Here is a 12,482-nt window from a genome sequence, read left to right on the forward strand (position 1 = left end):
CGATGAAATTAATCTACTTGATGACCAAATTGCTAACCAATTACTCACAGTTTTAAGCGAAGGACGTAACCAAATCGAACGGGAAGGCATCAGTTTTCAACATCCCTGTAAACCAATCCTGATCGCTACTTATAACCCAGAAGAAGGGGATTTACGAACCCATTTATTAGATAGAATTGCCATTGCGCTTTCCGCCGATGGTGTCCTTAGTTTAGACCAACGAGTAACCGCCGTCAATCAGGCGATCGAGTATGCTGTTTCTCCCAGCGCTTTTATCGCCCAATATGCCCAAGAAATCGATGATCTCAAAACCGAAATTATTCTGGCGAGGGAATGGTTAAAAGAGGTAAAAATTAAACCCGAACAAATTAGTTATCTAGTGGAGGAAGCGGTGCGCGGTAGGGTAGAAGGTCATCGCGCCGAGATTTTTGCCGTGAGAGTAGCCAAGGCGGCCGCCGCTTTAGAAGGTCGGGATTTAGTCAGTGCCGATGACTTAAAAAGAGCCGTCGAATTAGTTATTGTACCTCGATCGCTGATTACGCCACCACCCCCAGAACAGGAACAACAGCCCCCACCGCCGCCACCACCACCGGAACCGCCCCAAGACGAAAACCAGCAGGAACAGGAAGAAAAAGAGGAGGAGAAAGAGGAGGAAAAAGAACCGGAACAGCCCGATAATCTGCCAGAAGAATTTGTTTTCGACCCGGAAGGGGTTTTACTGGATCCCAGTGTGCTGTATTTTGCCCAGATGGCCCAGCGTCAGGGGAAATCGGGGGCGCGTAACCTGATTTTCTCGGAAGATAGAGGACGTTATATTAAGCCGATGTTACCCCGGGGCAAGGTGAAAAGAGTCGCCGTCGATGCCACTCTCCGGGCGGCTGCCCCCTATCAAAAAGCCCGTCGCTTAAGAAATCCCGAACGTCATGTGATTATAGAAGAAGGGGATCTGCGCTCAAAACGGCTGGCCCGCAAGGCCGGTTCTTTAATTGTCTTTGTGGTTGATGCCTCCGGTTCCATGGCCCTGAATCGGATGCAGTCGGCCAAAGGTGCGGTTATGCGTCTGTTAACGGAAGCTTACGAAAATCGCGACCAGATTGCCCTGATTCCTTTCCGGGGTGAGCGAGCAGATGTACTATTACCGCCAACCAAATCGATTACCCTAGCGAAAAAACGTCTAGAAACCCTGCCCTGTGGTGGCGGTTCCCCTTTGGCCCACGGTTTAACCCAAGCGGTTCATGTGGGGATGAATGCCCGTTTATCGGGGGATATCGGTCAAGTGGTGATTGTGGCGATTACCGACGGGAGAAGTAATATTCCTTTGGCGAAATCTTTAGGCGAACCGATTCCGGAGGGGGAAAAACCCGATATTAAGGCAGAACTGCTCGATATTGCCGCTAAAATTCGCTCTTTAGGCATTAAACTGCTGGTCATCGATACGGAGAAAAAATTCGTCTCCACTGGTTTTGCCAAAGAATTAGCCCTAAAAGCCGGGGGTAAATATTATCATCTACCCCGGGCCACGGAGCAAGCGATCGCATCTATGGCGCGAGGGGCAATTGCGGGACTGTAGCTGGGGTTTGCCGAAAAAGGTTTTCCTGGGGGCAGGGTGTAGGGTGTGGGGTGTGGGGTGTAGGGAAGGAAACCTCTTTCATCTGTGGGGGGGAAAATTTTTTCATCGGGACTGCCTCCTGCCTTCGTTATTGACTCGAATTTTGCTGATTTTCTGTTTTTTTTCGGTCTGGTGTGAGAGAATCTAGAAAAACTTAACAATAATCAGCAATAAGCGAGAGATATACTACAAACAAACATTAGTAAGTTTTAATTAAGATAACTATGAACTTTCGATTTGGCAAAATCTTGATAGCAGGGGTATTGGCGGTACTTTTGCTAGTAACTTCCTGTGCTAAAGCTCCCTCACAATTTGACCAAGCGCAACAAGAAAGTACCGCTCGCGGGGCGGCGGCAGTGGTGAAAGAATCCACCTCTGGCGGCAGTTTTAATCGGTTTTTCCCGCCTTCTGGGGGAGGATACGAGCGCGTCTATACCCAGGAGAAAAAAGGCTTTGCTGAGGCAAAACTGAAGCAAGATGGCAAAGTTCTGGCTATGTTAGCCATATCTGACATCAGCAATAATCCCGCCGCGGCCAATAAATTCCAAGACAGTCAAACCACAATCAAAGGTTTTCCCTCTGTGGAACAGGGTACAACCGCCAGCGCCGTTTTAGTCAATAATCGCTATCAAGTCAAGGTTTTATCGCGGGAGCCAGATTTTTCTTCCAGCGATCGCCAAGCTTGGTTAGCTAAGTTCGATTTAGATGGTCTAGCAAAATTAAAGTAAGGAGACATCCGTGAGTAAGCCAATTTTTGAACTGGTGGACGAATTACCGACTAATAATCTCACCGTCAAAGTTCTCAAAACCCTTGATTATGTAGTGCCGGGACAGTGGGATAACCTAGTCGGGTTTAAAAATACGATTATCAAAGTCACCGGCGAAACCGACGAAAGCATGATCCAACAGATTGGCGATCGAGCCGTTTGGTTGTTTAATGATAAATCCCAGGGCTATCAACGGGCGCTCTGGCTCTACCAAACCATCGACAGCGCCGATAATGCCCTAGCCGCCGCCTCTCTTGCTAATGCCGTCGGTGGTAAAATTCCCCTCATGGGCGGTTTAATCGAAAAATTAACCCCTGCCCCCGAAAAAGCGCAAACCATCGATCTAACCTTGAAATTAGTGACCGAATTAGTGGCCTTTTGTCAAATTAATGGCATTCCGGGCGATAGTATCGGGGATTTCGTCGCTTCTCTGGGAGATTATAGCGGCGAATCCCTGATGCGGATGGCGGCGTTAGTTTGTTTGGATGGTTTAATTCCCCTGGGGGGCAGTTTTATCCGCAAAGTGGAATCGAGCCTCAGCATTCTCAGGCCGGAAGAATTAGAATCTAACTCCACGTTCGGCAGTATTAAAGAATTGATTCCGGGGGGAAATACTGCCAGAAAATTAGACTTTATCGGTCAAAGTTTCGACTCGACTAAAGGTTGGATGAGTGCTTTTGTCAGCGAGCGCGATTTGACCCAGCAGGGATTATTGAGCAAAATTCAGGGATTTATCAACTTTTCTGCCGATAAATTGGTGTATGTTGGGGCATTCCTCGATATGACCACCAATTACTATGAACATACCGGTATTCAAACCCTGGCTCGTCGTTTAATCGAAAGAGCCGTGGCGGAAATTTAAGTGGCACCGGGGGCAGGGATGGACAGACCGATACCAAATCGGTTTTTAATAGCATGATTAAGTCCCAATTCAACTTTAAAAACCCAGTTATGGATTGTTTCCCCCTGCTCCGGCACTCACCCACTTTCCTATACCTTTTCCACAGGGTTTAGTATTATAATATACCCTCCTTAGCCCCTCAAGGTCATGAATCAGGCACAACTTATCCATGCCGCTAAACTCCAGGATCCAGCCGCTATTATTGCTCTACTTAACCAAAGTCTCTTAACCAGAAAAATAGAGGTTGTTGAAGCCACCCCGCAAGAAAATGCCCTGACTCTAAAAATTCAATCCAAAAATATACCTAATCAACACAAGTTATTACCTTTTTTGTCGGCAGAAATCAAAAGCTTGGGCATCGATGGATTAGAACAAGTGATCGTTTACGGTATGACCGAGGCATCCGATATCCCCGCTTGGCAAGAATCGATAACCCTGAGTCAAGATGATTTAATCGTCAATCTTGTCACCAAATTAAACTCTTTGCCGATAATAACCGCAGAAATCGCCGAAAATGACCCGGAAGATGCCCCAGAAGCTTTGGAAGACTCTGAAACAACCGAAGAAAAAGCCCTAGAGAAACCGGAGGAGTTCACTGAAGCTGCTGAGAATATTGTGGCCACTGGTGAGGGATTTTCCCTATCTCATCGGAGACACTCCTCTTTTCCCCTCAGGATAATTTTGCCTTACCTAGCGATCGGTTTTGGTGCTGGAATTATTATAGGTGCTTACTTTGGCTATCAAAAAGCAGTGAGTGAAATGTACGCACAACCCGGATCGCTCGAACAAACCCGATAAATTTTCCTGTCCCCAACCTGATATGATCGAAATTGGCGATCTTGCGATTAAGACCAATGCAAAATTTTCCTATCTCTAAACCCCAATGATTTAGGGCTTTTTTTCTTGGGAATTTGTCGGTAAGGACAGCAGCAACAGTTTATTTTTTATCTTTAGCCCCACCTATCTAACCGCTCATGTCTATGGAAGAAGCCTTGAAACTCCTAAAAGAATATGGATGTATTCAACTAAAAATTGCCCAATCCCCCGAAGAAGAAGAAGCTCTAAGACAGGCAATTTTATTAGTTAACCAAGGTTCGGAGTCAATTAATTTGGGTATCTGTGCCGATAACAATGAAGAGGGATTTAAAGCCCTGAAAAGTTATCTACAAGCCCTAGGATACCCCCTACCTAATAGTCTCCCAGAAGACCACCTAGAAAAGGGAGCGGTGTATATTAAATACAATACCCAAAGACAAGCTTCCTATCTCGATTCCTATACGGGAACCTATCGCGGTGTCCTGGTTTCTTGTCAGTCAGAAAATGATCAATTAGTCGGTACTTATGGTCACTTTCCCCTCGATTTATTCTCTTAAGAGGCATAGTTTTTACTGTTGACTAATAAGTAGGTGGGTGTTAAGAATTGTCAGATACCCCCCTTATCAAGGGGGGATTAAGGGGGGATCAAAGACCAAATCTATCTTCAATTTAATTGAAATCACTTAAGTGGGTGGGTGGAATTAAATATAAGATGAACGTAGGTTGGGTTGAAGCATGAAACCCAACGCCCGCTCATGTTACGCTACCGCTAACCCATCCTACAAATAATTGTGCCTCCCCACTCCTGTCCACTGAATTCTCTTTCCTGACTCTTGTTAACTTTTTACCTGAAAAAAATATGTATTTGTTAATTCCAGCAGCGGGAATGGGTAAACGGATGGGCAGCGATCGCAATAAGTTACTGCTCACCCTGCACGGAAAACCTCTCCTGGCTTGGACTTTGCTGGCTGCCATGCAATCCAGGGCAATTATCTGGATTGGCATCATGGCACAACCGGAAGACTTTGAGGAGATCCGAGAAATTATCACCCCTATAAATGCCCTTAAACCCGTGCAAATCATCCAAGGAGGCGAAACCAGACAAAAATCGGTTTACAATGGCTTACAAGCCCTACCAGAGGGGGCTGAGACGGTTTTAATTCACGATGGGGCGCGCTGTTTAGCCACTCCCGAATTATTCGATCGCTGTGCCGCCGCTTTAGCCACTTGTCAGGGTTTCATTGCGGCGATTCCGGTGAAAGATACGATTAAAATTGTCGATAGCAAGGGCTGGATTGAGGATACACCGGATCGCTCGCGGTTGTGGGCAGCCCAAACGCCCCAGGGTTTTCAGGTAAAATTATTAAAAGAATGTCATGAACAAGGCCGAAAATTAGATTGGGAAGTCACCGACGATGCCGCCTTATTAGAAAAATGTGGTTTTCCCGTCAAAATTGTCGTCGGTGAAGAAACTAACTTAAAAATTACGACTCCGGGAGATCTGGCAATTGCCGAATATATTTTAAGTCAACGTTTATAATTTTTCATCTACTTTAACGCCGTCCCGTTTAATAATACGAGCGGGAATACCCACCACCACACAATTAGGTGGAACATCTTTGACTACCACTGAATTTGCGCCCACGGTGACATTATCGCCGATGGTAATGTTTCCTAAGACTTTAGCGCCGGCGGTAATCCTGACATTATTGCCAATTTTGGGGCGACCGCTTTTATCTTTATAGCCAATTGTTACCTGTTGATTAATCCAACAGTTATCGCCCAAATCCGCCATAACAATCGTACTAAAACCGTGTTGAATAAATAATCCTTTGCCAATCGAACAGGAAGAATCTAGAAATAAATAGGAACTTTCTCGATAGAAAAACCTAAGAATATACATAAAAAAACGGCTGAATGAACCACCTTGAAAAAGACGACAATAATATAAATTTCTAAATTCTTTTGCCTCCAGACACAGAGCTAACAATTGTAACCAATCTGCTCTTTTTTCCCGGCTTAATAACTCTACCCAACGCCGCACATCACCTAAGATAAGTTCTCGATTGTTAGCTACCTGAAAAGCAATGATTAAGGGTGAGAGCCAAAGAATACCCACATAGAAAAATAATTTTCGGAAGAAACTTTTCATCGTTGGTCTAAAATAATTGACGATAGACTTGCTTTTTGTTGCTATTGATTATAGTAGTATTGTAGCGAATAGTTCAACCGTCCCCCGTTTATTAGACCCCAACGATGTCAACTACCTTACAGTTCTTTCCCGAAGTATCCGTGATCGTGCCAATTTATAACGGAGAGAAAGATCTACCCCCTCTCATTGATTGTTTAGCCAAACAGACCTATCCCCGTCAATTAGTTGAATATATTTTAGTTGATAATAATAGTAGCGATCGCACGGCAGAATTATTAGGAAAGGCAGCAGAAGAACAGCGGGGACTGAACCTGATCATTTTAAGCGAAAATCAGATACAAAGCTCCTACGCTGCTCGCAACAAAGGGCTCAAAAGCGCTCGTTATCCTTTTCTGGCCTTTACCGATGCCGATTGTCGTCCCGCACCGCAATGGTTGACAGAATTGATCCAACCCTTTAAAGATACTAGGATCGGTCTGGTAGTGGGTGAAATTGCTGCCTTAACTGGTTCCACTTGCTTGGAAAATTATGCGGAACGTCGTCACTTTATGTCACCAAAATTTCTTTTAGAACATTCTTTTTGTCCCTACGGTCAAACGGCTAACCTCGCTATTCGTCGAGAAGCTTTTCAAAAAGTTGGTTTATTTCGTCCTTATTTAACTACCGGTGGTGATGCCGATATCTGTTGGCGTATTCAACAACAAACCGACTGGCAATTAACCTACGCACCAGAGGCAATTATTTACCATCGTCATCGTTCTACCTTACAAGACTTAAGAAGTCAATTAAAACGTTACGGGCGCTCGAATCGCTATCTTCACGAATTGTATGGTGTCGAATTGATGCGACCTTTAACCAATCAAGAGTTATTTTTTACTCTCGGTCGTTGGTTATTAAAAGAGCTACCAAAAAATACTATCAAGTTACTGTTTGGTAAAGCAGATTTAGTAGATTTATTGGCTACTCCCCTCGATTTAATTGGGTTTCAGTCCCGCAGCCAAGGACAAGCCACGGCTAAACTACCCGAAAAAGCTAAAGAAATCGAATGGCTTTAATTCAGTTATCAGTTATCAGATATGAGTTTTCAGTGATCAGTTACCGGTTATCAGATGTAAGTTTTCAGTTCACTGATTACTGATTACTGATTACTGTTTACTGATTAAGGTTTCCTCTATGGTTTCTCCCTGAGTGAAACATCCTGGAAGATCCTTAATTTCTGATACATATCCCCCGTCATCATCAGGATAAATTGTTATTGGATATTTTAACCCCAAATAAAACTCTAATGATTCTGGCTTAGTTTTATTTCTTGTCTTCATATTTTTTACCTCTTTAAAGTTAACAAATAGGATCAATATATTTTGAGTAAATACCCAGAAAACATCAAGAAGGGAATCAGCTTTAAACCTTTTCGGTCAACTATCCATTCCCCTATTCTGGCGCTCCAGGCTTCAAAGTGGGGGACAAAATAGGGTAAGGTAAAAAAGCTGTGCCGATAACCGAGACTATGACCGTTGAATGGCAATCCGTCAAAACCTACGAGGATATTCTTTACCATAAATGGGGGGGAATCGCCAAAATTACCATCAATCGCCCCCATAAGCGTAATGCCTTCCGTCCGAAGACAGTTTTTGAGCTTTACGACGCTTTCTGTGATGCTCGCGAGGATGCGCGCATTGGGGTGGTACTGCTCACGGGTGCAGGTCCCCACAGCGACGGCAAATATGCTTTTTGTTCCGGCGGCGATCAGACGGTGCGCGGTCAGGCGGGTTATATTGGCGATGATGGCGTACCCCGGCTCAATGTGCTGGATTTACAGAAATTAATTCGCTCCATCCCCAAGGTAGTTATCGCGCTGGTGGCAGGTTATGCGGTCGGGGGCGGTCATGTTTTGCACTTGGTTTGTGATTTAACCTTAGCGGCGGATAACGCCATTTTCGGCCAGACCGGTCCAAAAGTGGGCAGTTTTGACGGCGGTTTTGGCTCTAGTTATCTGGCCCGGGTGGTCGGTCAGAAAAAGGCTCGCGAGATTTGGTTTCTCTGTCGGCAGTATAACGCCCAACAAGCTTTAGAAATGGGTTTGGTTAACCATGTCGTCCCGGTGGAGGAATTAGAGCAGGAAGGGATTAAATGGTCCTTAGAAATTCTCGAAAAAAGTCCCTTGGCGATTCGCTGCCTAAAATCGGCTTTTAATGCTGATTGTGATGGTCAAGCGGGTTTACAGGAGTTAGCGGGCAATGCCACTTTACTCTACTATATGACCGCCGAAGGAGCCGAAGGTAAACAGGCTTTCCTCGAAAAACGTCCCCCCGATTTTAGTCAATATCCTTGGCTACCCTAATCAGTTATCGGTGAACAGTAATCAGTGAAAGGAAAGCAGAAAACTGCCATATATAGCGTTTCCTAAGCTAGTGAGGTACACCTATTTTTCTTCCCTTTTGCCTTCTGCCTCTTGCCTTTTGCCTAAAACCCATAACTTTTGTACCTCAGCAGACTGAAAAACGCTATAATACTGCTCACTTAATACTCCCTACTCCTACTGATCACCGATCACTGATCAGCTATGCTAGTTTAGAGAGAGTAGTTAGGTTCGGTAGCAGCATTGGTTTCAAACAGAAGCGGTTTTTCCCTGATGGCCTTGACTGGGTTGTGTCCGATCTCCTTCTCGAAATGGCTGTGATATTGGGAGACAATCCATGACGATTTACGTTGGTAATCTGGTTTATGACGTCACGACAGATGACTTGAAAGAGGTATTCGCTGAATACGGCACAGTTAGTCGCGTTTACTTGCCCGTAGATCGGGAAACGGGTAAAATGCGCGGTTTTGGTTTTGTGGAAATGTCCTCCGATGAGGAAGAAGCAAAAGCGATCGAAACTCTTGACGGGGCCGAATGGATGGGACGACAGATGAAAGTCAACAAAGCTCGTCCCAAAGAAGATAATTTTGGCGGTGGTGGCCGCGGTGAGCGCAAAAATTTCGGTCGCCGCGAACGTTAAAGAGATTCTTGGAAAATTCCAGAAGCGGTTATTTCTGATAACCGCTTTCTTCTGGACTTAAACCGCCGTTTTCCGTGACTCAAGGATGGGGTGGATAATTGTCCAGGCCAGGACGATAATTAAAGCCAAGATACCAAAACGAGCCATAGAACTGACTAACTGGTGCAAGGGGAACAAACGGCCTAAAAAGAAGGATAATGTCACCATAATCGTCGCCCACACCGTTGCTCCACCGAGATTACAGAGGAAAAAGCGACCGTAGGGCATTCGGGCAATTCCCGCCATGGGACCTGCAAAGATTCTTAACAGGGCGACGAAGCGACCGAAAAAGACCGCCCGGGGTGCATTTTTACTAAATTGTTCCTTGGCTAATTCTAGTTTTTGAGGTGGAATCCGAAAGAATTTGCCAACTTTTAACAAAAACGGCCAACCCCCGGCGCGACCGAGCCAATAGCCAAAATTATCGCCTAAAACTGCTCCTGTAATTGCGCTGACTAAAACTAACCAATAGTTCAAATCACCGCTACCGGCAAGGAAGCCGCCCACAATGGTGATGGTTTCCCCGGGGATGGGAATCCCGGTATTTTCGAGGGTGATGCCGATAAATACTGCCCAGTATCCGTATTGGTGGGCGATTTCTTCAATATTTTCTAGGGATAATAGCTCTAGGGACATGGAGCGTTTTCTTAACAAAGGTTTACGAATATTCTAAGATATTTTTACAGTATTTAACCGTGGCTGAACATGACTTTTCCCAGTATTGATTTATTAGCAATTCGTCAGGGTGAGATAAAAGATTTAGCGGGCATGAATTTGGCAGGGGCTGATTTAGCGGGTGCCGACCTAGCCGGGGCGAATTTACGCGCAAATTTGCGCGGTGCTGACCTAACTGGGGCAAATTTAAGGGGAGCAGATTTTCGTAATGCCGATTTACGCGGGGCAATTCTCCTCGATGCGATCGTGACTGGGGCAAGTTTGGCCGGCGCTTTTTTAGCTGGGGCGGTTTTTAATCATCTAGATTTGTCCGGGGCGGATTTTCGCGGTGTCGATGGCCGGGGAGTGAGTTTTGTCGGGGCGATTTTAACCCAAGCGGATTTTACTAGCGCTAATCTGTCCGGGGCAGATCTATCGGCCACCGATTTAGAGGAAGCAATTTTTTTCGGGGCGATTTTACGCGGAACAAATTTTACTGATGCCAATCTTCTTTGTGCTAGTTTAGCCTCGGCAGTAACCACGGGGGCAATTTTCGATCGAGCTTGTTTAGAAGGGACGGGATTAACCTAAATGGCTGATAAGACCTCTTGTAAAAATCAAAAATTGTTGTTAGGGTTGGGAGTCAGTAGCCAGTAGTCAGGAGTCAGGAGAATTAAGAATGAACAATAATCAGTTAAATGGTCTATTTATAGACTTTATGCCATTTAATCCTTATTTCTGCCGTTTTTGAACTCTGAAAAATTAATGATGCAAGAGGTTTATAAAAGAAGATGAGTTTCTAATTAGTTGCTGTCACCTGATCTAGGTTGAAAAATCTGACCCATTCCCCTGTTTATCTACCTCCATGGCTCCAGCTATCCTGAACCATTTAACACTTTTTCGTCCCTGGCTCTTCTTCTTGGCCAAATTGATCAAGTTTTTGCCATTCTCGACCGGAAAATTTAATTTAATTGTCCGGGTAATCAGTCCAGTTATTGAAGAATTTTTACTAACCAATTAAGCAATCAACCTAGTTCCTTAAGGGAACCTAGGGAAAAGATTATCCTCAAAAATGATAGGATTGATTGATACCTAGCTGCCGTTAATCGCCATCGATGAGACCTTTACGCCAACTTTACCGCTATTTAAGTTTATTTTGCCTCTGTCTTCTTCTGACCGTGGGCTGTCAGTCCACTAATTCCAATTTACCACAACGAGATAGCGATCGCCTGATGATCGGGACAACCCTAAAACCACGCTCGATCGATCCTGCCGATAGTTATGAGTTAGCGGGACTTTTTATTATTTATAATCTCGGTGAAACTCTCTACACCTACGCGGAAGGAACCACTAATTTAAAGCCTCTCCTGGCCACGGAATTACCGCAAATTAGCCCCGATGGTTTGACCTATACTATCCCAGTACGTCGAGGAGTTATTTTTCATGATGGCACGGTTTTTAACGCAGAGGCGATGAAGTTTTCCCTAGAAAGATTTATCAAAAATGGTGGCGAACCTTCCTTTCTTCTCCGGGATACAATTGATAAAATCACCGCCAGCAAAGAAGACGAAATTACTATTAAACTAACCAGACCTTTTGCCGCCTTTCCCGCTCTTTTAGCTTACCCCGGAGCCTGTGCAGTTTCACCCAAATTTTATCAAATTGGCGAGGGTAAATTTAAACCTGAAGAATTTATCGGCACGGGACATTATCGATTAAAAGCAGTTACCAGCGATTCTTTTAGTTTAGAAGCCTTCGATCGCTATTGGGGAGAACCGGCCAAAAATAAGGGAGTTAATGTTCAAATTTATCTCTCGAATCCTGCCAATTTATTCAACGGTTTTCAGACGGGTGCGGTGGATATTGCCTATCAATCTTTACTCCCTCCTCAAGTGAGAAAATTACGCACAGAAGCGGCGCAGGAAAAATGGCAAGCCATCGAATCTTCTGGGGCAGCAATTAACTTTATGAGCCTCAATCTCAAAAGTGAACCCACCAATAATATTTTAGTGCGACAAGCCATTGCTTCTCTAGTCGATCGAGATTTACTTAATGAGCGCATTTTACAAGGTCAAGGCATCCCTCTTTTTAGTCTCATTCCTACTACTTTTTCCGAGTCACAACCGGTGTTTAAAGAGCGCTATGGCAACCATAATATAGAGCAAGCTAAACAATTACTAAAAGCTGCTGGTTATAGTCAAGAAAAACCCGCAATTGTAGAAGTTTGGCACTCCTCGGGATCGATCACTTCCAGCAGCGTGGCGGCAGTGATGAAAGCTCTAGCAAAACGGGATTTAGATAATAGGATTCAATTTGAACCCAATAGTATCCTAGGAGCGGCCTTTTTCCGTAATATTAGCCAGGGACTTTATACCACTGCCCTATCTAATTGGTATCCCGATTTTTTGGATGCAGATAACTATATTTATCCCTTTTTAGATTGTGCTAAAGGTTCCCCAGAAACTGGCTGCGAAGAAGGAGGATCGCAAAGCCAAGGCTCATTTTTTTATAGTCAAGAAATGAATCAATTAATCGCACAATCCCG

Annotated in this window: 14 protein-coding genes; 11 read left to right on the forward strand and 3 right to left on the reverse strand. The window is 44.6% G+C overall.

Annotated features, from left to right (window positions below; translation table 11 throughout):
- From bchD to ispD, 6 genes are all read left to right on the forward strand, one after another.
- Positions 1 to 1,570: magnesium chelatase ATPase subunit D (bchD, locus tag PX636_RS01905; protein ID WP_288116058.1), on the forward strand; the 1,570-nt coding region annotated here is incomplete at its 5' end.
- A gap of 263 nt (positions 1,571 to 1,833) precedes the next feature.
- Positions 1,834 to 2,337, forward strand: coding sequence for a hypothetical protein (locus PX636_RS01910; protein ID WP_288116059.1), 504 nt, complete (start codon positions 1,834 to 1,836; stop codon positions 2,335 to 2,337).
- A 10-nt stretch (positions 2,338 to 2,347) separates the two neighbouring features.
- The gene (locus tag PX636_RS01915) at positions 2,348 to 3,238 is read left to right on the forward strand and encodes a hypothetical protein (RefSeq protein WP_004162636.1); all 891 of its coding nucleotides are present in this window, start codon (positions 2,348 to 2,350) and stop codon (positions 3,236 to 3,238) included.
- Positions 3,239 to 3,424: 186 nt separating this feature from the next.
- A complete protein-coding gene (locus tag PX636_RS01920; protein WP_288116060.1) occupies positions 3,425 to 4,075 on the forward strand; it encodes a hypothetical protein in 651 nt (216 codons plus the stop codon).
- A gap of 176 nt (positions 4,076 to 4,251) precedes the next feature.
- Positions 4,252 to 4,650, forward strand: coding sequence for a DUF1824 family protein (locus PX636_RS01925; RefSeq protein WP_288116061.1), 399 nt, complete (start codon positions 4,252 to 4,254; stop codon positions 4,648 to 4,650).
- Positions 4,651 to 4,952: 302 nt separating this feature from the next.
- On the forward strand, positions 4,953 to 5,633 hold the full coding sequence (ispD, locus tag PX636_RS01930; protein ID WP_004162635.1) for a 2-C-methyl-D-erythritol 4-phosphate cytidylyltransferase: 681 nt from the start codon (positions 4,953 to 4,955) through the stop codon (positions 5,631 to 5,633).
- Here the strand turns inward: ispD and PX636_RS01935 are convergent.
- On the reverse strand, positions 5,628 to 6,245 hold the full coding sequence (locus PX636_RS01935; RefSeq protein ID WP_004162633.1) for a serine O-acetyltransferase: 618 nt from the start codon (positions 6,243 to 6,245) through the stop codon (positions 5,628 to 5,630). The two genes, ispD and PX636_RS01935, sit on opposite strands and share 6 nt — an antisense overlap.
- A gap of 104 nt (positions 6,246 to 6,349) precedes the next feature.
- Here PX636_RS01935 and PX636_RS01940 point away from each other — a divergent pair, with 104 nt between their 5' ends.
- Positions 6,350 to 7,300 carry a glycosyltransferase family 2 protein gene (locus PX636_RS01940; RefSeq protein WP_288116062.1) on the forward strand — a complete coding sequence of 317 codons (951 nt, stop codon included), beginning with the start codon at positions 6,350 to 6,352 and terminating at the stop codon, positions 7,298 to 7,300.
- Between the two features lie 90 nt (positions 7,301 to 7,390).
- On the opposite strand, the gene PX636_RS01945 is transcribed toward PX636_RS01940, so the two are convergent.
- Positions 7,391 to 7,564 (reverse strand): type II toxin-antitoxin system HicB family antitoxin, encoded by a 174-nt coding sequence (locus PX636_RS01945; RefSeq protein ID WP_288116063.1) that lies wholly within the window; start codon positions 7,562 to 7,564, stop codon positions 7,391 to 7,393.
- A 188-nt stretch (positions 7,565 to 7,752) separates the two neighbouring features.
- Here PX636_RS01945 and menB point away from each other — a divergent pair, with 188 nt between their 5' ends.
- Both menB and rbp read left to right on the forward strand, forming a co-directional pair.
- A complete protein-coding gene (menB, locus tag PX636_RS01950) occupies positions 7,753 to 8,586 on the forward strand; it encodes a 1,4-dihydroxy-2-naphthoyl-CoA synthase (protein ID WP_012267160.1) in 834 nt (277 codons plus the stop codon).
- Positions 8,587 to 8,941: 355 nt separating this feature from the next.
- Positions 8,942 to 9,244 carry an RNA-binding regulator gene (rbp, locus tag PX636_RS01955; protein WP_002759510.1) on the forward strand — a complete coding sequence of 101 codons (303 nt, stop codon included), beginning with the start codon at positions 8,942 to 8,944 and terminating at the stop codon, positions 9,242 to 9,244.
- A 57-nt stretch (positions 9,245 to 9,301) separates the two neighbouring features.
- Here the strand turns inward: rbp and PX636_RS01960 are convergent, their stop codons facing one another.
- The gene (locus PX636_RS01960; RefSeq protein ID WP_004162626.1) at positions 9,302 to 9,919 is read right to left on the reverse strand and encodes a DedA family protein; all 618 of its coding nucleotides are present in this window, start codon (positions 9,917 to 9,919) and stop codon (positions 9,302 to 9,304) included.
- 69 nt (positions 9,920 to 9,988) lie between these two features.
- Here PX636_RS01960 and PX636_RS01965 point away from each other — a divergent pair, with 69 nt between their 5' ends.
- Positions 9,989 to 10,528, forward strand: a complete 540-nt coding sequence (locus PX636_RS01965; protein ID WP_002775354.1) for a pentapeptide repeat-containing protein — start codon at positions 9,989 to 9,991, stop codon at positions 10,526 to 10,528.
- A gap of 524 nt (positions 10,529 to 11,052) precedes the next feature.
- The coding region (locus PX636_RS01970; protein WP_288116064.1) for an ABC transporter substrate-binding protein at positions 11,053 to 12,482 on the forward strand (1,430 nt) is incomplete at its 3' end.

This window comes from Microcystis sp. M53598_WE2 (assembly GCF_030067735.1).
GTDB lineage: Bacteria > Cyanobacteriota > Cyanobacteriia > Cyanobacteriales > Microcystaceae > Microcystis > Microcystis aeruginosa.